24 protein-coding genes, 8 tRNA genes, 1 rRNA gene, 1 pseudogene and 1 riboswitch are annotated in these 20,948 nt (G+C 38.1%); of the genes and pseudogenes, 32 read left to right on the top strand and 2 right to left on the bottom strand.

Translation table 11 applies throughout. The features are described 5' to 3' along the window. Positions 1–46: 46 nt before the first annotated feature. The 18 genes from rrf (at position 47) to EV203_RS04775 (ending at position 10,620) form a co-directional block, all read left to right on the top strand. Positions 47–155, top strand: a 5S ribosomal RNA gene (rrf, locus tag EV203_RS04860). Between the two features lie 7 nt (positions 156–162). Next, positions 163–237: transfer RNA gene (locus EV203_RS04855), tRNA-Asn, on the top strand. A gap of 11 nt (positions 238–248) precedes the next feature. Next, a tRNA-Glu gene (locus EV203_RS04850) sits at positions 249–323 on the top strand. Between the two features lie 9 nt (positions 324–332). After that, a tRNA-Ile gene (locus EV203_RS04845) sits at positions 333–408 on the top strand. Positions 409–430: 22 nt separating this feature from the next. After that, a tRNA-Asp gene (locus tag EV203_RS04840) sits at positions 431–507 on the top strand. A gap of 9 nt (positions 508–516) precedes the next feature. Next, positions 517–592 (top strand) — tRNA-Phe (locus EV203_RS04835). 14 nt (positions 593–606) lie between these two features. Further along, a tRNA-Thr gene (locus EV203_RS04830) sits at positions 607–681 on the top strand. A 282-nt stretch (positions 682–963) separates the two neighbouring features. Then, positions 964–1,950 carry an ABC transporter ATP-binding protein gene (locus EV203_RS04825; protein WP_132039394.1) on the top strand — a complete coding sequence of 329 codons (987 nt, stop codon included), beginning with the start codon at positions 964–966 and terminating at the stop codon, positions 1,948–1,950. Further along, on the top strand, positions 1,947–2,741 hold the full coding sequence (locus EV203_RS04820; protein WP_132039392.1) for an ABC transporter permease: 795 nt from the start codon (positions 1,947–1,949) through the stop codon (positions 2,739–2,741). The genes EV203_RS04825 and EV203_RS04820 overlap by 4 nt, the downstream gene beginning before the upstream one ends. 4 nt (positions 2,742–2,745) lie before the next feature. Beyond that, positions 2,746–3,507, top strand: a complete 762-nt coding sequence (locus tag EV203_RS04815; RefSeq protein ID WP_132039390.1) for an ABC transporter permease — start codon at positions 2,746–2,748, stop codon at positions 3,505–3,507. Positions 3,508–3,630: 123 nt separating this feature from the next. Further along, positions 3,631–3,733: riboswitch (TPP riboswitch) on the top strand. Positions 3,734–3,792: 59 nt separating this feature from the next. Beyond that, positions 3,793–4,584, top strand: a complete 792-nt coding sequence (thiD, locus tag EV203_RS04810; RefSeq protein WP_132039388.1) for a bifunctional hydroxymethylpyrimidine kinase/phosphomethylpyrimidine kinase — start codon at positions 3,793–3,795, stop codon at positions 4,582–4,584. Positions 4,585–4,603: 19 nt separating this feature from the next. Further along, entirely contained in the window at positions 4,604–5,365 is a 762-nt protein-coding gene (locus EV203_RS04805) for a 3-oxoacyl-ACP reductase (RefSeq protein WP_022588956.1), read from the top strand. Positions 5,366–5,390: 25 nt separating this feature from the next. After that, positions 5,391–6,026, top strand: a complete 636-nt coding sequence (thiE, locus tag EV203_RS04800) for a thiamine phosphate synthase (RefSeq protein ID WP_132039400.1) — start codon at positions 5,391–5,393, stop codon at positions 6,024–6,026. Between the two features lies 1 nt (position 6,027). Next, positions 6,028–6,831 (top strand): hydroxyethylthiazole kinase, encoded by an 804-nt coding sequence (thiM, locus tag EV203_RS04795; protein ID WP_132039386.1) that lies wholly within the window; start codon positions 6,028–6,030, stop codon positions 6,829–6,831. Between the two features lie 107 nt (positions 6,832–6,938). Continuing rightward, entirely contained in the window at positions 6,939–8,918 is a 1,980-nt protein-coding gene (locus tag EV203_RS04790) for a methyl-accepting chemotaxis protein (protein WP_132039398.1), read from the top strand. A 181-nt stretch (positions 8,919–9,099) separates the two neighbouring features. Further along, the gene (locus EV203_RS04785; RefSeq protein WP_132039384.1) at positions 9,100–9,582 is read left to right on the top strand and encodes a ferritin-like domain-containing protein; all 483 of its coding nucleotides are present in this window, start codon (positions 9,100–9,102) and stop codon (positions 9,580–9,582) included. 25 nt (positions 9,583–9,607) lie between these two features. Further along, positions 9,608–9,991 (top strand): class II SORL domain-containing protein, encoded by a 384-nt coding sequence (locus EV203_RS04780; RefSeq protein WP_022587746.1) that lies wholly within the window; start codon positions 9,608–9,610, stop codon positions 9,989–9,991. 140 nt (positions 9,992–10,131) lie between these two features. Continuing rightward, a complete protein-coding gene (locus EV203_RS04775) occupies positions 10,132–10,620 on the top strand; it encodes a ferritin-like domain-containing protein (RefSeq protein ID WP_132039382.1) in 489 nt (162 codons plus the stop codon). An 18-nt stretch (positions 10,621–10,638) separates the two neighbouring features. On the opposite strand, the gene EV203_RS04770 is transcribed toward EV203_RS04775, so the two are convergent. Further along, positions 10,639–11,415 (bottom strand): exodeoxyribonuclease III, encoded by a 777-nt coding sequence (locus tag EV203_RS04770; protein ID WP_132039380.1) that lies wholly within the window; start codon positions 11,413–11,415, stop codon positions 10,639–10,641. 146 nt (positions 11,416–11,561) lie between these two features. Here EV203_RS04770 and EV203_RS04765 point away from each other — a divergent pair. The 13 genes and pseudogenes from EV203_RS04765 (at position 11,562) to trxB (ending at position 19,104) form a co-directional block, all read left to right on the top strand. Beyond that, positions 11,562–11,647: transfer RNA gene (locus EV203_RS04765), tRNA-Tyr, on the top strand. Positions 11,648–11,650: 3 nt separating this feature from the next. Further along, positions 11,651–11,726: transfer RNA gene (locus EV203_RS04760), tRNA-Lys, on the top strand. A gap of 229 nt (positions 11,727–11,955) precedes the next feature. Beyond that, positions 11,956–12,090, top strand: coding sequence for a transposase family protein (locus EV203_RS14290; RefSeq protein WP_132039396.1), 135 nt, complete (start codon positions 11,956–11,958; stop codon positions 12,088–12,090). A gap of 95 nt (positions 12,091–12,185) precedes the next feature. Continuing rightward, positions 12,186–12,392: a hypothetical protein gene (locus EV203_RS04750; RefSeq protein ID WP_132039378.1), complete on the top strand. Its 207-nt coding sequence runs from the start codon at positions 12,186–12,188 to the stop codon at positions 12,390–12,392. Positions 12,393–12,532: 140 nt separating this feature from the next. Continuing rightward, positions 12,533–12,655 (top strand): hypothetical protein, encoded by a 123-nt coding sequence (locus EV203_RS14055; protein ID WP_279432248.1) that lies wholly within the window; start codon positions 12,533–12,535, stop codon positions 12,653–12,655. Positions 12,656–12,687: 32 nt separating this feature from the next. After that, entirely contained in the window at positions 12,688–14,052 is a 1,365-nt protein-coding gene (locus EV203_RS04745; protein ID WP_132039376.1) for an alanine/glycine:cation symporter family protein, read from the top strand. Between the two features lie 416 nt (positions 14,053–14,468). Then, positions 14,469–14,687 (top strand): annotated as a pseudogene (locus tag EV203_RS13715) (IS200/IS605 family accessory protein TnpB-related protein); the annotation flags it as partial. Positions 14,688–14,912: 225 nt separating this feature from the next. Then, positions 14,913–15,518: a transporter associated domain-containing protein gene (locus EV203_RS04735; protein WP_243700581.1), complete on the top strand. Its 606-nt coding sequence runs from the start codon at positions 14,913–14,915 to the stop codon at positions 15,516–15,518. Positions 15,519–15,676: 158 nt separating this feature from the next. Beyond that, positions 15,677–17,200 carry an FAD-dependent thymidylate synthase gene (locus tag EV203_RS04730; RefSeq protein WP_132039372.1) on the top strand — a complete coding sequence of 508 codons (1,524 nt, stop codon included), beginning with the start codon at positions 15,677–15,679 and terminating at the stop codon, positions 17,198–17,200. Positions 17,201–17,216: 16 nt separating this feature from the next. Next, positions 17,217–17,531 carry a MazG-like family protein gene (locus EV203_RS04725; RefSeq protein ID WP_003868493.1) on the top strand — a complete coding sequence of 105 codons (315 nt, stop codon included), beginning with the start codon at positions 17,217–17,219 and terminating at the stop codon, positions 17,529–17,531. An 83-nt stretch (positions 17,532–17,614) separates the two neighbouring features. Beyond that, positions 17,615–17,797, top strand: a complete 183-nt coding sequence (locus EV203_RS14205) for a spore coat protein (RefSeq protein ID WP_132039371.1) — start codon at positions 17,615–17,617, stop codon at positions 17,795–17,797. A gap of 15 nt (positions 17,798–17,812) precedes the next feature. Beyond that, the gene (locus tag EV203_RS04715) at positions 17,813–18,088 is read left to right on the top strand and encodes a spore coat protein (RefSeq protein WP_132039369.1); all 276 of its coding nucleotides are present in this window, start codon (positions 17,813–17,815) and stop codon (positions 18,086–18,088) included. 98 nt (positions 18,089–18,186) lie between these two features. Further along, a complete protein-coding gene (gene trxB / locus EV203_RS04710; RefSeq protein WP_132039367.1) occupies positions 18,187–19,104 on the top strand; it encodes a thioredoxin-disulfide reductase in 918 nt (305 codons plus the stop codon). An 18-nt stretch (positions 19,105–19,122) separates the two neighbouring features. Here trxB and EV203_RS04705 read toward each other — a convergent pair whose 3' ends face one another. After that, the gene (locus EV203_RS04705; protein WP_009610639.1) at positions 19,123–20,097 is read right to left on the bottom strand and encodes a LysM peptidoglycan-binding domain-containing protein; all 975 of its coding nucleotides are present in this window, start codon (positions 20,095–20,097) and stop codon (positions 19,123–19,125) included. Between the two features lie 101 nt (positions 20,098–20,198). Here EV203_RS04705 and cwlD point away from each other — a divergent pair, with 101 nt between their 5' ends. Beyond that, positions 20,199–20,876 carry an N-acetylmuramoyl-L-alanine amidase CwlD gene (gene cwlD, locus EV203_RS04700; protein WP_011026281.1) on the top strand — a complete coding sequence of 226 codons (678 nt, stop codon included), beginning with the start codon at positions 20,199–20,201 and terminating at the stop codon, positions 20,874–20,876. The last annotated feature ends 72 nt before the right edge of the window (positions 20,877–20,948 follow it).

The following is a 20,948-nucleotide window of genomic DNA, read 5'->3' as shown; positions in this document are numbered from 1 at the left end:
GAGGACTTGACCCTGAAGGCTTTGTGTAGTTTTGAAGGTCTAAGTATCCGGTGGCGATAGCGGAGGGGAAACACCCGTTCCCATTCCGAACACGGAAGTTAAGCCCTCCAGCGCCGATGGTACTGCATAAGCGGGAGAGTAGGTCGCTGCCGGAATAAATGCTCCTCAGTAGCTCAAGGGTAGAGCAACCGGCTGTTAACCGGTAGGTTGTAGGTTCGAATCCTACCTGAGGAGCCAGTTTTTATGATGGCCCCGTGGTCAAGTGGTTAAGACACCGCCCTTTCACGGCGGTAACATGGGTTCGAATCCCGTCGGGGTCACCAACACAACATGGGCCTTTAGCTCAGCTGGCAGAGCGGTCGGCTCATAACCGATTGGTCCGGGGTTCAAATCCCTGAAGGCCCACCATTTTCTAACTTAATAAAAATGCGGCCCAGTAGCTCAGTTGGTTAGAGCGCTAGCCTGTCACGCTAGAGGTCGAGGGTTTAAGTCCCTTCTGGGTCGCCATTTTCTTATGCCTCGATAGCTCAGTAGGTAGAGCAAGGGACTGAAAATCCCTGTGTCAGTGGTTCGATTCCACTTCGAGGCACCATTTATTTTTATTTTGCTAGCGTGGCTCAGAGGCAGAGCAGCTGATTCGTAATCAGCAGGTCGTGGGTTCGAATCCCACCGCTAGCTCCAGTGCTTATGCATATTAGAGGGTATCGACATTGTGTCGATACCCTTTTTTGTATATATACAGATTATTTGCTGAGTTTTATTTACTTTGTAGCAAGTTGTGTTTGGGCATAAAATATTTCTTTGCTGACTTATTTCCCATTTAGAACATATTTACTAATAAATTTGCCATTTATAAAAAGCAATTGCATTTCTATTTTTCTTTTGTTAAAATAAAATCAAACGTTTAACTGGTAATTTAGGTAAAGGATTTGTGGCATATGGAACTTTTTAGGAGAGAGGGTCATGAATTCGCAGATAATTGTTAAAAATGTCAGTAAAACTTACAAAGTATACATAAAAGAAAATGGCGTGATAAATGCAGTTAAAAGCTTTTTTAAGCGAAGGTACAAGTACATACAAGCAGTAAAGGACATTTCTTTTACTGTAAATCAAGGAGAAATACTTGGACTGATTGGTTTAAACGGTGCGGGGAAAACTACTACTATTAAACTAGTATCTGGAATTATTAAAGCAGATGAAGGTATCATAAGAGTACTGGGAGAAGACCCCTTTTTACGAAGCAAAGATTATAGAAGAAAAGTATCATTAGTCATGGGACAAAAAGGGCAGTTAGATCCTGATTTATCTATTATTGATTCTGTAAAACTTTTTGCCTCCATTTACTCTATTGACAAAAGAGAAGCAATTTCAAGGGCAAAATCAATGGCAGAAGAATTGGGCTTGTCAGAAATAGACCTGCAAAAACAGGTCAGAACCCTGTCTTTAGGACAAAGGATGAAAGGTGAATTGATATTATCTTTTATTCATCTGCCAGTAATTGTTTTTCTTGATGAGCCTACTTTAGGCTTGGATTTTATCACCCAAAGGACAATTAGAAATTACTTAAAAAATTATAAAAAGAAATATAATGCCTCTATAATACTAACAAGCCATTACATAACTGATATTGAAGATTTATGCGACAACATCTATATACTCCACAAAGGTCAAGAGCTATATTATGGAACAATTGAGAAACTGAAAAGTATGATTCCCAACATCAGAAAGGTTAGATTTAACGCAAGCAATTGTGCAGTTGAAAGAATCAGCAGATATTATAAAGTAGAAGAAGCAAGCGAAGAACAAGAATATTTCATCAGATTTAGTCCAGAAGAAACGATAAATGTAATGAGAGTTTTGTCAAATGAGGCTGAAATTTCAAATATAAATTTTCACGATGATACTCTCGATATTATCATAGAATCATTGTATAAGGGTGCAGAAAAATGAGAACATTGTATATTTTCATGGGATATTTTGACTACTCAATAAAAAGACTCTTAATGTATAGAATTTACCTTATAGGAGAGCTTTTAAGTTCCCTAATTGTACCAATCCTAATAAACTTCTTTCTCTGGAGGTCTTTAATTGAAAGAAATCCCATAAATTACACTCTGAAAGAAATGATGATTTACATTATCATTTCTAATGTAATACTTCTATTTACAGAAATTCATGCTGAACATGACCTTGAAAAGGATATAAAAACTTACAGATTTGGCCAAAAGCTTTTACTTCCAGTAGATTATCTGACCAGTATTTCATACAGTCACATATCTTCAAGCCTTGCAAAGTTTGCAATTTTATATATGCCAATAATTATTATGATCTCAATTTGGGCAAAAATTGAAATCCCAGCAAACCGGCTGTTATACCTACCTGCAGCGTTAATTTTGGGTTTTTTACTCAATGCTTTATTTTCCTTTATAATAGGATTGTTATCTTTTTGGCTGACAGAAATATGGGGCATAGCTGCCATTAGAAACTTACTGACAGGTCTTCTTTCAGGTGCCATTTTCCCTTTAGACCTTTTGCCTGGCAAAATTGAATCAATTATGCTAATGACTCCTTTCCCTTATATGACATATATCCCGTCAAAGCTTATATGTGATGCTAATTTTGACATTGAAATAGTAAATAAAGGATTGTTTATTTCACTAGTCTGGGTGTTAATACTTGGTTTCATTGTTTTTTTACTTATGAAAAATGGATTAAAAAAATACACCTCTCATGGAGCGTGAAAACATGCTAATAGAATCTATAAGATTTTCAATTAAAAAAGCAATTCAATATAGAGCAAATTTGGTAAGCTGGTTTTTGGCAGACTTATCTTTATACACTGCGACATTTTTAGGCTATTACCTGCTTACTCAAAAAATTGACGTTTTTGGTGATTATAATAGAGAAGAAATTCTTTTTTATATAACCTGTTTCTTTTTAGTAAACAACCTATATGCAATTTTCTTTGCAGAAGCTGTTTCTAAGTTTGGACAATCAGTTTTAACAGGGTATTTTGATTTTGATTTACTAAAACCACAGCCTCTCATAAAATACATTGTACTAAAAAACCTAAATTTTCCTGCAGCTCTTTCAACCCCCTTGTTAATATTTCTAAATATATGGTGTATGAAAATATGTGGAATTAAATTGACAATAGCTTATATCATTTCAATTTTCAGTGCTTCTATTTTAATGGGACTTTTATTTTTCATAGTATACAGTTTCACCCTTTTTGGCTTAAGGTCTGAAGCAATTTCAGCGATAGTCCTGCAGCTTTTAACAGTTGCAGAAAAACCTGACACGGTTTTCCCGAAAATTGTTCGCAATTTGCTCATATATGCAATTCCCATTTTCTTATTTAGTGCAATTCCTGCAAGGATTGCCCTTGGTAAGAGCAATGTATACGAGAGTATATGGTGTTATTCATCTCCCTTATTATATTATTTGGTTTTAAAAGTTATCCTTTACCAAGGGCTGAAAAAATACCAGTCGACAGGAGAATTGTGATTAAGACTATAAATTGCGTGACAGATAAAGCCTATAAAATTTGATGCTTTTGAAAATAAATTGGATTGAATTTTTCTAATCTTATGATATAATAGAAGCAAAAGAACTTAAAAAAATTGAATATCAAAGTGCTAGGGGAGCCAGAAATGGCTGAGAGGGGATTCGTTCCCGACCCTTAGAACCTGACCAGGGTAATGCCTGCGAAGGGAAGCACGTTTTACGGAATCTGTAAAAAGTGCTCACCTTTTCAGGTGGGCATATTTTTATTATCTTGGAGGTGAGTATATGAAACTAGCTCTTACAATTGCTGGTTCAGATTCAGGAGGAGGAGCAGGAATCCAGGCAGATTTGAAGACTTTTTCTGCCCACGGAGTATTTGGAATGAGCGTCATTACTTCAATAACGGCTCAAAATACTTTAGGAGTATTAGGGATTTTAGATGTTACTCCAGAAATGGTTTATTTGCAAATGAAAGCTATTTTTGAGGATTTGTATCCGGATGCAGTTAAAATAGGCATGGTATCCAATGAAGAGATTATAAAAACTATCGCAAAGGGCTTAAAAGAATACGGAGTAGAAAAAGTTGTTTTAGACCCAGTCATGATTGCGAAGAGTGGAGACCCTCTTTTAAAACCCGAGGCGATGAAAGCATTAAAGGAGGAGCTGTTGCCATTAAGTCTTGTTGTTACGCCAAATTTGATGGAAGCCAGAGAATTGGCAGGAATGGAGATAAAGAATATTTCGGATATGAAGGAAGCTGCAAAGAAAATTTTAAGTTTAGGCGCAAAGGTAGTTTTGGTAAAGGGCGGACATTTAGAAGGAGAAGCGGTGGATGTGTTTTATGATGGAGTAGAATTTTACGAAATTAAAGCGGAGAGAATTAACACTAAAAACACACATGGGACAGGATGCACTTTTTCATCAGCTATAGCAGCAAACTTGGCTTTAGGATATGATTTGTTAGAGGCGGTGAAGAGGGCTAAAAGGTACATCACAGGAGCCATAAAAAATTCTCTTTCTATAGGGCATGGAGTGGGACCCACAAATCATTTCTGGAATGTTGAATTTAAAGAATAGAATAAGGAGGATGTTTGTTGTGGAAATAAGAGAACAGGTAGTTCTTGTTACAGGGTCTAGCCGAGGCTTAGGTGCTGCCATTGCTAAAGCTTTTGCTAGAGAAGGAGCCAGCGTGGTAGTAAATTATTATAAAAGCGAAGAAAAGGCGCAAAAATTGTCAGAGGAGCTGGGAAGAAATTCTGTTGCTATTAGAGCTGATGTAAGAGATTTTAATCAAGTAGCTTCAATGTTTGAAGAAGCAAAGAAGTATTTTGGGAAACCCGTCACTACTATTGTGAACAATGCGCTGATTGACTATGTTTTTGATCCGATGAACAGAAAAACTCCTGAAACAATTGAGTGGGAAGATTATTTAAAACAATTAGAAGGAGCTGTAAAAGGGGCCTTGAACACTATAAAAGCAGGACTTAAAGATATGAAAAAGATGCGCTTTGGCCGAATTATAAATATAGGGACTAATTTGTTTCAGAATCCAGTGGTTCCTTACCACGATTATACCACTGCTAAAGCTGCTCTGATCGGTTTTACACGCAATATGGCAAAAGAATTGGGAGAGTATGGCATCACTGTCAACATGGTAAGCGGAGGGCTTTTAAAAGTTACAGATGCGAGTTCGGCTACCAGTAAAGAGGTTTTTGATTTAATTGAACAGACCACTCCTTTGAAGAAAGTTACTGCTCCTGAAGATTTGGCTGATGTAGTGCTGTTTTTTGCTTCACCTTGGGCGAGAGCGGTGACAGGGCAAAATTTGGTTGTAGATGGCGGCCTTGTGATGGATTGAATAAGGGGGGATGGTGGTGAAGTGGATAGACTTTACTTTGTACGCTATTACTGACAGGTCCTTTATAAAAGGGATGGACATAGCTGAAGCGGTGGAGATAGCTATTAAAAATGGTGTTACTGTGGTTCAGCTGAGGGAAAAAGATATATCCAGCAGAGAATTCTATGAAATTGCCCTTAAAGTAAAGGAAGTTACAAGGAAGTATAATGTTCCTCTAATTATAAATGACAGAGTTGATATAGCCCTGGCTGTAGATGCCGAAGGTGTACATGTGGGGCCTGATGATTTACCTGTTGGCGTTGTAAGGAGAATATTGGGACCTGACAAAATAGTGGGAGGATCTGCGTATTCTGTTGAAGAAGCTGTAAAAGCAGAAAAAGAAGGAGCTGACTACATAGGAGCAGGATCCGTATTTGCACAGCCTGTAAAACCTGAGGCAGAGGTCATAGGTATAGAAGGAGTTAAAAAAATAAAAGAAGCTGTAAGTATACCTGTGGTAGCCATAGGAGGGGTAAATAAAACTAATGCTTATGAAGTGATTTTGAATTCAGGAGTAGATGGGATATCTGCAATAGCAGGTATTTTTGATGGAGATATTGAGGCTAATACGAAAGATATGTTAAGGGAAATAAGAAGAGCTTTTAAAGAGAGGAGGAAATAATGTGGGGAGTGAGCTTTTGAAGCTTTTAAGAGACAAAAAACCTCTTATACATCATATTACAAATGTGGTTACAGTAAATGACTGTGCCAATATAACTTTGGCTATAGGGGCATTGCCTGTCATGGCATATGCCCCTGAAGAAGTAGAAGAAATGGTCAAAAGTGCCAATGCTCTTGTTCTAAATATAGGTACCTTAAGCGTGGAAGAAGTTAATACCATGATAAAAGCAGGTAAAGCAGCAAACCAGTACGGTGTACCTGTGATTCTTGACCCGGTTGGAGCCGGAGCAACAAGTTTGAGGACTAAAAGCGCTAAGAGGATTATTGAGGAAGTCAGGGTTAGTGTGATAAAGGGAAATAGCGCAGAAATTTCTACTTTAAGTGGAAGAACAGGAAAAATAAGGGGAGTTGAAGCGGTAGAGGAAGAGGAAGATATATCCGATATTGCTTATGACCTTGCAGTAAAGTGTGGATGTGTTGTTGCAGTATCAGGAAAAGTGGATGTCATAACTGATGGAAAGAAAATTGCCTATGTAAAAAATGGGCATCCTATGATGGGGACAATAATAGGTACGGGGTGCATGCTCACATCAGTGGTGGCGAGCTTTTGTGCAGTGGCTGAGGATTATTTTGATGGAACTTTGGAGGCCTTTGTCGCATTTGGAATTGCAGGAGAGAAGGCGGCGCAAAATCCCAAGGTTGAAGGCCCGGGAAGTTTTAAAGTAGCCTTTTTTGATGAGATATACAATTTAAGTCCTGGGGTTTTGGCATCAGAGAGGAAAATTGACTTGATTGTAAAAGGATGATATAATTTTGTCAGATTATGTCGAAAATTGTTTAAGAGGGGGTGGCAGGTGAGAGGCAGCTAAATTATTACAAAAGACAAAAGCCAGAAGAAGGGGAGGCACTAAAGATGAAAAGCATAAAGACAAAACTTTTACTTTTTATTGTGTTGATGATATCAATTCCTCTTGCTATAAGTGGTTTTTTTGCAACGAGAATTGCAGAATCTGTTCTTAAAGTTAAAATAAACGATTCCAACCAGGCAGCTCTATCTGTTCTGAACAAATATGTAAGTTCTTTTAAAAAAGATACAGAGTCTATGCTTTACATTTTATCGCAATCTAGTGTCATATCTGATTACGATGAAAAGACTGTTCCTGATGAGGCAGTGCTTAAAAAGCTGGAAGAGGCTAAAAAGGCTATGCCTGATGCGATGAATGTGTATTTTGCTACTCCTTCAAAGAAGATGATTTTATATCCACCACAGGATTTAGGAGATTATGACCCTACGGAAAGGCCTTGGTATAAGGATGCGGTAAATGCCAAGGGAGAACCTGTATGGACCAAACCTTATCAGGACTTTGTCACCAAACTTCCCGAAATAACAGTTGCAAAGGCAGTGTTTGATTCAAGTGGCAACTTAAAAGGAGTAGTGGGGATAGACATAACTTTAGAGCAGCTTTCAAAAAATATTGCCTCAATTAACATAGGGAAAACAGGTTACCTGTACATACTCACAAAAGACGGCACAGTTATAGTTCATCCCAAAAAGGATATGCTTTTTACCTCTATATATAAATACGATTTTGGGAAAAAGATAATGGAGGCTAATAACAGCACTGTTTACTACACTTTTAATGGGGCGTACAAATTTGCCAGTGTGAGAAATCTAGAGGCTTTTGGCTGGAAAGCAGCTGTGGCCATGGAAAATGAAGAACTAGTACGAGACATGAACAAGATTACCAATTTCATAATCACAGTGAGCATAGTAATACTTCTAATAGGCATTGTAATTGCATACTTCTTCTCCAACTCCATATCCTCAGGCATAAAGAAAGTAGTAGCTGCTATGGAAGAAGCTTCACAAGGCAATATCACGGTAAGAGCCGATGTAAAGGCAAAGGACGAAGTAGGAGTACTTGCAAATAGCTTTAACACAATGTTAGAAGGCATAAAGAAGCTAATATTTGACATAAAGAGCGTATCAGAATCTGTAAACCACTCTGCAGAAAACTTGGCAGTTGCTTCAGAGCAGGCAGCTCAGGCTACACAGGATGTAGCAAAGGCGATTGAAGAGATAGCTCAAGGGGCATCGAGTCAGGCGAAAGAAGCAGAAGAAAGCGCCAATGCAACTGTGGTCTTAGGGCAGCTTATAGATAGTTCTCTCAAAAACGCTGAGGAAATAAACCATGAAGTAGAAAATGTGAACATGGTTTCAAATGAAGGTCTTGTCACGATAAAAGAGCTAATAGAAAAGACAAAGCACACAATACAAGCCAACAACAACGTAAAAGAGGCGACAAATTATCTGTTAGAAAAATCGGCAGAGATAGAAAAGATAGTGGAGACAATAACAAATATAGCAGACCAGACGAACTTATTGTCTTTAAATGCAGCGATAGAGGCAGCGAGGGCAGGGGAAGCAGGAAGAGGCTTTGCAGTTGTAGCAGATGAAGTTAGGAAATTAGCGGAGCAGTCCTCCCAGGCAGCGAGGAACATAGCGAACTTGATAGCAGAGATACAGTCTACGATAAACAACACCTACAGGACGGTAGAAGACTCCACGAGGTCAATAGAGGAGCAGAGCGAAGTAGTAAATACGACAAAGGACGTATTTGAAGGGATACTAAATGCAGTGAAATTCATAGTGGAGAAGATAGAGAATTTGACGAAATCTTTGAGGGAGATAGAGGAGCACAAGAACAGGATAGTAGATTCAATACAGAACATAGCGGCAGTATCAGAAGAGGCGGCAGCGTCGGCGGAGGAAGTATCAGCCACATCAGAAGAGCAGTCGGCGATAGTTGAAGAGATGGCTTCAACTGCAAATGAGTTAAAGAGCTATGCAAACACGTTGATTGAGGCGATTAAGCAGTTTAAGGTAGAATGAGCGAGGATTTCCCCTCGCTTTTATTTTTTTGATATTTATTATCAATTGATAAAAACATTTCAGTATAAAAAATTTCAAAAGATATTGATTTTCCATTGAACTATGATATAATTAAATCAAGACACTAGCCTGTATAAAAAAGGCTGGTGGAATATTAAAAGTGTATGGGAGGAGAAATTCAATGGGTACAAAAGGAAGAGAAATTGTGGGGGGACATGCCGATAAAATCATAGAGATGCTCAATAAGGCATTTGCTGATGAGTGGCTTGCCTATTACCAATACTGGATAGGGGCAAAAATAGCAAGGGGACCTATGGGAAAAGCTGTTGCAGCTGAACTTGCAGAGCATGCGGGAGAAGAGTTGGAACACGCTGAAAAATTAGCTGAACGCATTATTCAGCTAGGAGGAACCCCAATAATAAAGCCCGAAGATTGGTACAAGCTTACCAATTGTGGATATGACGCACCTGACAATCCAGATGTAAAAGTACTGCTGGAGCAGAATATAAAAGGAGAACAGTGCGCGATTGAAGTGTACAACAAAATGCTTTCTGAATTAAAAGACATTGACCCGGTGACATATCATTTGGTCCTCGAGATATTGGAAGATGAAATTGAGCATGAAGAGGACTTGGAGACCTTGAAGGACAATATGAAATGGTAAAAATTAGAAGGAGGTAGTTCGAGTTATGTGTGCACCGACAGGATTTGGTGCTTTGTATCAGAGCGGCGATTGGAAAGGGGAAAAGCATGTCCCGGTTATACATAGTCCGGAAAAGGTTAAGAAGGGAGAAGCTTTTGAGGTTAAAGTAAATATAGGAGAGGAAATACCTCATCCTAACACTCTGGAGCACCACATAAAGTGGATAAAGGTATATTTCCAAGGTGAAGGCGATAAATTCCCTGTGGAGATAGGAAACTACAATTTTACATCCCACGGAGAATACGGAGCATTTACAGAGCCTGAAGTTACAGTGAAGTTTAAAATAGAGAAATCTGGAACAATTTACGCTACAAGCTATTGCAACATTCATGGCTTGTGGGAAAACAGCAAAGAGATAAAGGTAGAATGAAAAAAAGGGCTTTCATCTATACTATATGTAGGTGAAAGCCTGGTTGAGACCATGCGAGACCCAGAAGGATTTAGACACTTTCATCTATACTATATGTAGGTGAAAGCCCCTTTTTTAAAATTTTGAAAGGAGAGTTAAGTATGAACGCTTTGGAATTTGCGATTAAGATGGAAAAAGACGGAGAAAAATTTTGCACGGAGCAGGCAGAAAAACACAAAGGAACCCACCTAGAAAAACTTTTTTTGGATTTAGCCATGGATGAGAAAAAGCATGCTGAAATGATTGAAAAGTGGGCTAAGAAAATGGATTATCAGCTTGAAAAAACGGATGTATCAGAAAAGTATAAAAATGTATTTGAAAAAGAAAAAGAGTTTAAAAGCGACATAAGGCCTGTTCCTACGCAGCTTGAAGTATATGAGCTGGCTATGAAAAAAGAGATAGAGAGCATAGAGCTTTATGAGAAGATGCTGAAAGATGCAGTGGAAGAAAAAGAGAAAAAACTATTTGAGTTTTTGATAGAAGAAGAGCAAAAGCACAAGGAGCTCTTTGATAACCTAATTGGACATTTAAGAAAAGCAGAACAATGGGTGGAGTCAGCAGAGTTCGGAATAAGAAGAGATGAATATTAAAAAGCCCTTTTCGGGCTTTTATTTTATGAGGTCTTCTTTTACTATAAGAACTACAGGGCAGTGGTCACTTCCCATTACTTCAGAGTGGATTTGAGAGTCTGTAAGGTAGTCTTTTAATCTCTCTGATACGATGAAATAGTCGACTCTCCATCCTATGTTTTTTTCCCTGGCATTGTGCATATAAGACCACCAGGTATAAGCGTCCTTTTTGTCAGGATAGAAATATCTGAAAGTATCTATGAAGCCGGAATTTAGTAAAATGGTCATTTTTTCTCTTTCTTTATCTGTAAATCCTGCATTTCGCCTATTTGCAGCAGGATTTTTTATGTCTATCTCCTTGTGGGCAACATTGAGGTCTCCACACAAAATTACTGGTTTTACAGAGTCTAACTTAAGAAGATAACTTCGGAAATCCTCTTCCCACTCCATTCTGTAATTAAGCCTTGTGAGTCCTCTCTGGGAATTAGGTGTATAAGCGTTTACCAAAAAGAACTTTTTGTATTCCAGTGTTATTACTCTTCCTTCTTTATCGTGGTGTTCAATTCCTATGCCGTATGATACGGAAAGAGGCTTATATTTTGTGAATACTGCTGTGCCAGAATAGCCTTTTTTCTCTGCAAAATTCCAGAAGGCATAATACCCATTAAGGTCTAGCCCCTCAATGTCTTTTTGGCTTTCTTGAAGCTTCGTCTCTTGTATGCAGAAGATATCCGCGTCTATCGCCTTAAAGTAATCCATAAAGCCTTTTTGCAGACAAGCTCTTAATCCGTTTACATTCCACGATACGAGTTTCATATGAGTTCCTCCGTTATCATTAAAATGCTATTTACATTATATAATGAAAATGATACAAAAGCAAAATTATGTGCTTTTCCAATAAAAACTATTTACAAATCGGCATCTGTGTGATAAAATAGCTCTGTAGCTGCCAATAAAAATGTGGAGGGATACCCAAGCGGCCAAAGGGGGCAGACTGTAAATCTGCTGGCGTATGCCTTCGATGGTTCAAATCCATCTCCCTCCACCATGGGACCCATTAGCTCAGGAGGTAGAGCACCTGCCTTTTAAGCAGGGTGTCCCGCGTTCGAGTCGCGGATGGGTCACCAGTTATGGGAAAAACAGTTATCTTTTTAGGTTCTATAATAAATGTTGGGATGGGATAGATAAAAGAACAACCCATAAAAAACAGCGCACTTATTCTGAATGCCTGCTACAATAAAATTGGCTAAACAACAAAATTTATCAAAAGGAAGCATTAGAATAAGTGCATTGAAGTTTATTCACAGAATTTCTAAAAGCTGAAGATATGATTTTTGAAGACATAATAGAAGATATATTTGTCCAAAATGCAAAAGATTAACATCAAAAGTACACGATTATAGAATACAAAAGATAAAGGACATACCATTATGGGATAAGAAAACCTTCATAATGCTGAAAAAAGGTTTGTTTTTTACTACGATATCATAGAATGGAGGAGTAGGCGGTTAATTCTTGCAAAATATAATATGTTTAATTGGCAACAAAAAGAAAAATTAGAAGTAATGTTTTAGTATAGCAAAGATTTGAAGATTGCACATAGATTAAAGGAGAATTTTAACAATATATTAAAATGCAAATTTTCTGAAGAAGCAAAAAAATTTAAGAAATGGATACAAATAGTGAAAGAAAACAGTTTAAAACTAAAGGGCGGGCATTCAAAAAAATATCCCTCCCAACTCTTAACAAAGAACCGAAATCTTTGCGATGAGGATAACGTAACCATGCAGTAAGGGTAAAGTAGTGATTTTACTATGGTGACAAGAGGTTAAGCTGAATTTTATTTCTAAATAATGAAGGGATCTCCGTGATTATATAGAATATATATATAGGAGTGGAGTAATCTTCTAGGGTGTGCATAAATTTAAATTTATTGGAAAAGAAGGATAATTCGGAGCATATGTCCACTATATTGACAGGAGTAATGGTAACTGAAAAGGGAAGAGAGGTGAGAAAGGATGTTATGATTCCCATGCCAAAGCCCAATTATAAATAAAAAGGATAATAGAGGAAAGAGGGGGTTATATTATGGACAAATTATTGGAAATCAATAGTACTGTTAATGGTATAGTATGGGGTCCACCTATGCTTATTCTTATCGTTGGAACGGGCCTTATACTTACCATAGGTCTGGGATTCATACAGATTAGAAAATTCCCTTATGTAATGAAAAACACGTTGTTTAAAATGTTTGAAAAGTCCCAGAAGGGAGAAGGAGAAATAACTCCCTTTCAGGCTTTGGCAACGGCTCTGGCGGCGACGGTTGGAACCGGCAATATCGCGGGTGTCGCTACGGCTATTGCACTTGGCGGACCGGGAGCTATTTTTTGGATGCTCATCGCTGCTCTCGTCGGCATGGCAACCAAATTCAGTGAAGTCGTGCTGGCGGTTCATTTTAGAGACAGAAAACCCGACGGAAGTTTTGCCGGTGGGCCTATGTATTATCTGGAGAAGGGGCTTAAACAGAAATGGCTAGCGGTGCTTTTTGCCCTGTTTGGTGCACTAGCTGCTTTTGGTATAGGCAATATGGTTCAGGCCAATTCAGTAGCTCATGCTCTTAAAACGACTTTCGGGGTCCCGAAGTTATATACCGGTATAGCCCTTGCAATATTGACTGCCCTTGTAATCCTTGGGGGTTTAAAGAGACTGGCTGCAGTTACTGAAAAACTGGTGCCCTTTATGGCTGCTTTTTATATTGTTGGAGCTTTAATAATAATTTTATTAAATATATCAAAACTACCCTCAGCCATCGGTATGATAATAAGTCAGGCCTTCACGGGTTCGGCTGCTGCTGGCGGATTTGCTGGCGCTACAGTTATGATGGCGATGCGCTATGGTGTGGCCAGAGGTATTTTTTCTAACGAAGCTGGTTTGGGTAGCGCTCCTATAGCCCATGCTGCGGCTACCACTGACCATCCAGTCCGCCAGGGTCTGTGGGGAATTTTCGAGGTTTTCATGGATACCATTGTTATATGTTCGCTAACCGCCCTTGCAATACTTACCACTGGCGTATGGACCGAGGTGGATGCGGCTGGCAAGCAGCTTACCGGCGCTGCGTTGACCACCGCTGCGTTTAACAAGGGGCTTCCAGGACCGGGCGGCATTATAGTGGCTATAGGTATACTGCTTTTCGCGTTCTCAACCTTGCTCAGCTGGTCCTATTACGGGGAAAAGTGTGCCGAGTATCTCTTCGGCGTAGGCGTAAAGATTATATACAGAATTATATGGATACCTTTTGTGGTAATAGGTGCAGTGGGTGGACTTGAACCACTGTGGGACCTGGCGGATACTTTAAACGGCCTTATGGCGGTACCGAACCTCATTGGTCTTATAGGTTTGAGCGGAACAGTCTTTAAGTTGACTAGAGAGTTTTTCGACAAAGAGGGAGTTTAGTTCATCTGTAGGTATCTAAGGATATTATTTTCCCGCCCTGTGATTTTTTAATGTAAGATGAGGATCAGGGCGGGTATTGTTTTGGCACAAGGCTTTTGAAAACTTACAGGAAATGATTAAAAAAGCTACTTAGAAAAAGAGGTAAAAGTTGATTGAATAATCAAAAAAAGTTTAATATAATGATATTAACCCTATTGTTTTTTGATAATCAGTTCTAGATTTCTTTGGCATTTCAAATTTCGTCGCTATATTTGGTGTTAACATAATGACATAAAACTTTATTGGGTTTGAAAAATAAGAAGGTAACAACAGTTGAAAATACTAATGCAAAAAGGTACAATTTTAATCCAAATGATAATAAACAAAAAACAAAAATACGTCTCAACAGAAAAACAATAATAAACTGATAAAAGGAAGAGAAGAAGCACTTAAAGGAAATAAACAAAGCAATAAAGTTTATACAAAGCCTTGAGAGTGAGTCAGAAGGGGCACTCAAACCTCTGGATGGAACAAGTTTTAGTACCTATGATTTCTGGCAAGTTCTCAAAGTAGCGGTGGTAACACCACTCTCCCCTGAGAAGGTGCGAAGAGACTTCTCTGTCCTGAAGGGGTTGTTAATGCAGGACAAGTGGGGGGGAGGGGGGGACCAAGTATTGGCGCAAGTTCCTGCTTCTTGGGGCAGGAGCGTAGGCTTCCCAAATACCGCCAGTTGGGGTTGGGACAGCCTGAAAGGCGGACTATAAATACCCCAACCATCCAAACTGTACACTTTTGTACAGTTTGGGTGACCAGGTTAAAGGCTTATGTTAAACTTTTGGGAAAAGTTCAGGTGGCGATTGCCCAAAAATTTTGCGAGGATAGTGTTTTTTTTGGAAGCATTGCTGGCTTTATTCGTAATTAGCGGGGTTGCAATTAGCTTTTTGGACCTTATAAGGTATTTAAACCTTATTATAAACCACCCACCATTGCAAACTTATGAGATATTGAGGACCTTTTTAGGTCATATACTTTTACTCGTAATCGGCCTTGAGTTGGTTATAATGCTAGTCAGGCACACTCCTTCAAGCGTGGTAGAAGTTCTTCTTTATGCTATAGCGCGAAAAATTATTATGGAAGCAAAAACTACCCTCGATGTCTTGATAGGTGTTGTGGCTCTAGGAGGTCTGTTTTTACTTATTAAAATATACACCCCAGAAAGGCTTCATGCAGAAAAAGGCGCTATAGTAAGTTCAAGTATGCCAATATGGGAGGTAAATGAGATAGCAAATGTAAATATTCCCGAAAATATGGCAAATACTATAGGAGAACTTATATCAATTTTGGCCAGCAATGAAGGAAAAAACATAGCTATTGGTCAAGTGTTTAGAATAAATGATGCAGAAATCTCAATTTATTCTATGGAAGGAAACCTAGTAAGGTTGGTTTTTGTCAAAAGAACCGAAGAAGCTAACGAGGTGCATTGTTGATTATGAAATTTAGGAAAAGCTGGCGGGCTGTGCAGATTTATAAACTGGAGGTGTTCTATACTTACCGATTTTATTTCCCTTTTTAAAAAAGGTTTTATGGTATAATAATATAAAGTGGAAAAAGTGATGATTTTACGATTTTGAAGGGAGTTTTTGACATGAAAATGAGAAAATTGACTCCTGAAGAGGAGAGGCTTTTAGAGAATTTTGTAACAGATGTATACGGTCCCGTTTATTTTATACATTCACTTCCAGAATTTATCATACCGCCTATAAATTCAAAAGTGAGTAGAAGAGACACCAGTTGGAGGCTTAATATACTTGAGTCTTTGACAGATGGAGATTTAAACATAACTGACTATATACCCAAACACAACATACCTTTAGAAAAAGCAATACAAAAAGCGAAAGAATTTCACGAAAAGTGGGTGGAAAGGTTTGGACATTCTTCTATTGCTGAACAGCATTTAATGCACCTGTGTGTGGAAGATGTTTCAAGGCTTTTGTCAGGGGATATTGAGCTTATGAACAGAAGACCTGCTTTTATAGAGTGGAGCCAAAGGTATCAAAAGTCTACAAGAGATAAAGTAGTGATACCTCCAGAATTAGAAGAAAAGCCTGATTTAAAAGAAAAATTTCTAAAAGTTTGGCAGACCTCCTATGATGCGTATGAAAAGCTTGTAGAGGTTTTGACAAACTATTTAGCTTACACGGAAGAAAAAAAGGAAGGTGAAAGTGAAGAAAAATTTCTAAAGAGAATTAGTAAAATTGCTTTTGAGGACGCAAGATATGCTCTTATTTTAGCTACAAGGACAAGCTTTGCTGTAGCACTTAATGCATTAGATTTGCAGGATATAGTGAGAAAGCTTTTTGCACACCCTACTAAAGAAGCTAAGTTATTGGCTGAAAGAATAGTAGAGCAAGGAGAGAAAATTGCTCCAAGTACTTTGCGACATTTGACACCTACTCCTTATCAATTAGAAGTTAATGAAAAATTAAAAGAAATAGTTAATACTTTGGAGTTTGAAGAAGAATTAGCGCCTTCTTCAGAAGATGTTGTTTTAATAGATTACACGGGAAAGGATACTGAATTTTCGCCTCTGGATATCGTTGTAGCGCATATTTTGTTTACATATTCGGGGAAAAACTTTGAGACGGTTAAAGAAAAGGTAAAGAGGATGGCAGAAGAAGAAAAAGAGCGAATAATAAAAAAAGCAGTTGAGGGTATAGGTGAATTTGACCATTTAATTGAGGCTTTTAGATCTGTAAGGTTTAAGTTTCAGTTGAAAATAAGTGAAGCTAGCTGGCATCAACTTTTGAGGCACAGGACTATACTTTTTGACTATAGTGAACCTACTATTGAAAATGGGTTTGTAATTCCTCCTAATATTGAGAAGGCTAATGCTTCTGATATTTTAGTTGATGCTATTAAGGCTTCAGAGGAGTTGTTTGTAGAATTAAAAGAAAAATTGCCTCAAGTAAGTTCTTATGTGGTCACAAATGCTCATAAAAGGTTAGTTGTCATGAATGCAGATTTGTGGGCATTTGACCACTTTGCAAATTTGAGGTGCACTAATGAAGCGCAGTGGGATATACGAAATACTTCTTTTAAAATGTTAGAGTTAATGAAAGAAGTAGCGCCTCAATTGACTTTCTTTATGGCAAGGCGGAAAAAAGCCTAAAAATGGAGAGGAGATTATGAAAACCAGTTTTAAAGAAATAAGCTTGCCAAAACTTAATAATTTAACCCCTTCGCTAGAATCTACAGCTCTCAAGCTAATGGAAGAAGCGGGAGAATTGGCTCAAGCTATAGGAAAGTTCAGAGGATTAAATGGAGAAAATGTCACTTTAAGTGAGAAAGAGATAATGGAAAAAATTTCTGAAGAACTTTTAGATGTTGCACAAGTAGCGGTGTCAATGATGTTTGTGCTAGAAGAAAAGTACAATATAAATATTGAAGAAAAGCTTAAAGAGCATATAGAAAAGTTAAAAAGAAAGGGATATATAAAGTGAAAATATGCGGGGAAACTTGCATATTTTTTTATTTTTATGTGCATATTAAAAGTGAAATTAAAGAGAAAAAGGAGGAGGATTTGATGCAACTTTCAACCAAGGAATTGCTTTATATTGACGATATTTTGTCAATGCAACAAAATATGACAAAAACTTTAAATGATTATGCTACAAGGTGCCAGGACCCACAACTTAAAGCTTTGTGTCAAAATTTGGCTAATAGGTGTCAAAATAATTTCAGCTCTCTATTAAGACATTTAAGCTGAAAGGAGAGGTTAATAGTGTACGGCAATCAGCAAATTACTGACAAAGAGATTATGATGAATATTTTAGGAAATTACAAGTTGGCAGTAGAGATGTTAAGTCATGCGGCAGTGGAAGCTGCAAATGAAAGTATAAGAAGAGAATATATTAACCTTTTAAATTCTACTTTAGAAGACCAAAGAACAGTTTGGACAGCGGTGAACCAAAGAGGATGGTATCCTGTTAAAGCAGCTCAGCCACAGGATATACAAGAGACAAAGAATAAATTTAAGCAACCGGTAGGGATGATGTAAATAAAAAAAGTTTGTGATATAATTATGGAAGCAGTGATTTTACTGCTTCCATAATTTTATAGCATTAATTTTATTTTTAAAGGAGGAGTGATTTTATTATGTACGATCTAATCATTTTAGGTGGAGGTCCTGCAGGGCTTACTGCAGGGTTGTATGCGGCGAGGTCCAGACTTAAAACAGTACTTATTGAAAAAACATATTTAGGAGGGCAAATAGTAAATACTTATCAATTAGAGAATTACCCGGGATATGAAGAAATTACAGGGGCTGACCTTGTGGCAAAAATGGAAGCTCAAGTTAGAAAACATGGGCTTGAGATTGTTTTAGAAGACGTAGAAAGTTTAGATATTACGGGAGAAGTAAAGAGAGTAAAAACTGCTAATAATAAAACTTATGAAGCTAAAGCTATTATTTTGGCAATGGGAGCCACACCTAGGAAATTAGGTGTTCCAAATGAGGATAGATTTATAGGGGCTGGTATTTCCTTCTGTGCTACTTGTGATGGTGCTTTTTACAGAGATGCAGTTGTTGCTGTCATAGGAGGAGGAAATACAGCAGTAGAAGACGCTCTTTATCTTACGAAATTTGCTAAAAAAGTCTACATAATTCACAGGAGAGACCAGTTGAGAGCTACCAAAATAGAGCAGGAAAAGGCTTTTGCCAATGAAAAGATAGAATTCATTTGGAATACTGTAGTAGTTGATGTTGAGGGAGAGTATGGAGTAGAGAGAATTAGGCTTAAAAATGTGAAGACAGGGGAAGAGAGTACGTTAAATGTGGATGGAGTATTTGTCGCTATAGGCTATGACCCGAATACAGAGCTTGTAAAGGGAATTGTAGAGTTAGATGAGTATGGGTATATAATCACTGATGATGATATGAGAACCAATATACCAGGAGTTTTTGCTGCAGGAGATATAAGGCACAAGCTTTTAAGACAGGTGATAACAGCTGCAGGAGATGGAGCGACAGCCGCTTACGCTGCAGAAAAGTATATAGAAAGCCTAAAGAAATAGTCAGGAGAAGTCTCCTGACTATTTTTCTTCTTCCTTGTCTTGTGGTTCTTTGTCAGTAATTATTTCCTGAGAGGTGGCAGCCTGCTGTGAAGTAGGGATTATTATTCTCTGGCCGGGGTATATCAGATTTGGGTCTTTTATTTCAGGATTTGCCTTTAATATAGCTTCTACTGTTGTATTAAATTTTTGGGCTATTGTCCACAGGGATTCTCCAGGCTTTACTATATATACTTTTCCGGAAGCAGGTGGTGGTGCTGGAGGTGTGGCAAATAAAAGCGCATTCCAGGTTGTTTCATCAACTATGCCGGTAGGGGGTAGACCTCTGCTTTGCTGATAAGCCTTTACAGCTGCTTCGGTTTTGGGACCAAAGATTCCGTCAATAGGTCCTGGATCAAAGCCAAGAGATTTAAGGCGAGCCTGTAAGTTAACTACAAAAGGTCCTCTATCTCCCAGCCTTAAAGTAGGGTATTCTACTGGAGGCGTCGAAGGGCATGGTATTATGAGAGTCTGCCCTGGGTATATCATACCTGGATTTACGAGGTAGTTAGCTCGGATGAGTTCATCTATGGATATTCCAAATTTCTGCGCTATGCTCCATAAAGTATCACCTGGCTGCACAGTGTAGTATTTCGGACAGGGGCCGGAGGATGGAATAGGTGGTACCGGTGATGGCGGATAGTTCATTGATATTCCGGGAATGAACAATCTTTGGCCTGGGTAGATGTTATAAGGATAGCTCAGATTGTTAATGTATATTATGCTTTCATAGGGCACATTGAATTTTTGAGCAATTGAATACACTGTATCACCTGGTTGTACTGTGTAGTAATTGCCCTGTACTGGTATTATTAGCCTTTGACCTGGATATATCAAAGAGGGATTGATTATGTTATTTCGGGTTATTATGGCATCTACAGAAGTGTTGAACTTTCTTGCAATTGAAAATACAGTATCGCCAGGCTGAACGACGTAAGGTATCTCTATTGTAATCATATTATTACCTCCTTTCCTAGATTCATAATATGTGAATTTTTTTATTAAGTGACAATAGACTGTTTATAGTGAAACTTTTATGAGAGGAAAGGAGGGGCCATGTGAGATTAAAAAGATGGCTTTTGTTTGGCTTGTTGTTGCTTGTTTCAGTTTTTTCATATAATTGGCAGACAAAAAATCTTTCTGTTTTTACTACATTGCCAATAATGAATAAAATAATTGTAATTGACGCTGGACACGGAGGTTATGACCCGGGAAAACCGGGGAAATACGGAAAGGATGAAGATGAACTGAATTTAGAGATTGCACAAAAATTGAAAGAACTGATTGAACACACAGGGGGCATTGCAGTTATGATAAGAGAAGACGATTCTCTGTCGGATTCTTCCCTCTCAAAAGACCTGAAAAACAGGGTTTTAAAGGCCAATCAGGTGGAGGGGGATGTTTTAATTAGCATACATCAAAATAGCTTTTCCCAGTCGAAATATAAAGGAGCTCAGGTGTTTTACCAGCAAAATTCTGAAAAGGGGAAGTTGCTAGCGGAATTAATTCAAGAAGAACTCAGGAAAACCCTGGATCCAAATAATGACAGGATGGCAAAGAGCTCCAACAGTTATTATATTTTAAGAAATGCTAAGATGCCTGCAGTGATTGTAGAATGCGGATTTATGTCAAATCCTGGAGAAGAAAGGTTGTTAAACGACCCTAATTATCAGTACAAAATAGCGTGGGCTATTTACAAAGGGATCATAGCTTATTTTCAAAAAACTTCCGAATGAGTGTGTTATCCTCTTGTTACTCTTGTCTTTTTTTTGTATACTAAAGAAAAAGGAATATTTAAAAGGAAGGAT

It is taken from the genome of Caldanaerobacter subterraneus (assembly GCF_004345675.1).
Classification (GTDB): Bacteria; Bacillota; Thermoanaerobacteria; order Thermoanaerobacterales; family Thermoanaerobacteraceae; genus Thermoanaerobacter; species Thermoanaerobacter subterraneus.
The sequence above is the reverse complement of the archived record's forward strand: the minus strand, read 5'-3'. Positions and strand labels throughout refer to the sequence as shown.

Coding starts and splice junctions, on each gene's coding strand:
- EV203_RS04825 (WP_132039394.1), top strand. CDS start 964: ATGAATTCGCAGATAATTGTTAAAAATGTCAGTAAAACTTACAAAGTA.
- EV203_RS04820 (WP_132039392.1), top strand. CDS start 1,947: ATGAGAACATTGTATATTTTCATGGGATATTTTGACTACTCAATAAAA.
- EV203_RS04815 (WP_132039390.1), top strand. CDS start 2,746: ATGCTAATAGAATCTATAAGATTTTCAATTAAAAAAGCAATTCAATAT.
- thiD (WP_132039388.1), top strand. CDS start 3,793: ATGAAACTAGCTCTTACAATTGCTGGTTCAGATTCAGGAGGAGGAGCA.
- EV203_RS04790 (WP_132039398.1), top strand. CDS start 6,939: ATGAAAAGCATAAAGACAAAACTTTTACTTTTTATTGTGTTGATGATA.
- EV203_RS04785 (WP_132039384.1), top strand. CDS start 9,100: ATGGGTACAAAAGGAAGAGAAATTGTGGGGGGACATGCCGATAAAATC.
- EV203_RS04780 (WP_022587746.1), top strand. CDS start 9,608: ATGTGTGCACCGACAGGATTTGGTGCTTTGTATCAGAGCGGCGATTGG.
- EV203_RS04775 (WP_132039382.1), top strand. CDS start 10,132: ATGAACGCTTTGGAATTTGCGATTAAGATGGAAAAAGACGGAGAAAAA.
- EV203_RS04770 (WP_132039380.1), bottom strand. CDS start 11,415: ATGAAACTCGTATCGTGGAATGTAAACGGATTAAGAGCTTGTCTGCAA.
- EV203_RS04745 (WP_132039376.1), top strand. CDS start 12,688: ATGGACAAATTATTGGAAATCAATAGTACTGTTAATGGTATAGTATGG.
- EV203_RS04730 (WP_132039372.1), top strand. CDS start 15,677: ATGAAAATGAGAAAATTGACTCCTGAAGAGGAGAGGCTTTTAGAGAAT.
- EV203_RS04725 (WP_003868493.1), top strand. CDS start 17,217: ATGAAAACCAGTTTTAAAGAAATAAGCTTGCCAAAACTTAATAATTTA.
- EV203_RS14205 (WP_132039371.1), top strand. CDS start 17,615: ATGCAACTTTCAACCAAGGAATTGCTTTATATTGACGATATTTTGTCA.
- trxB (WP_132039367.1), top strand. CDS start 18,187: ATGTACGATCTAATCATTTTAGGTGGAGGTCCTGCAGGGCTTACTGCA.
- EV203_RS04705 (WP_009610639.1), bottom strand. CDS start 20,097: ATGATTACAATAGAGATACCTTACGTCGTTCAGCCTGGCGATACTGTA.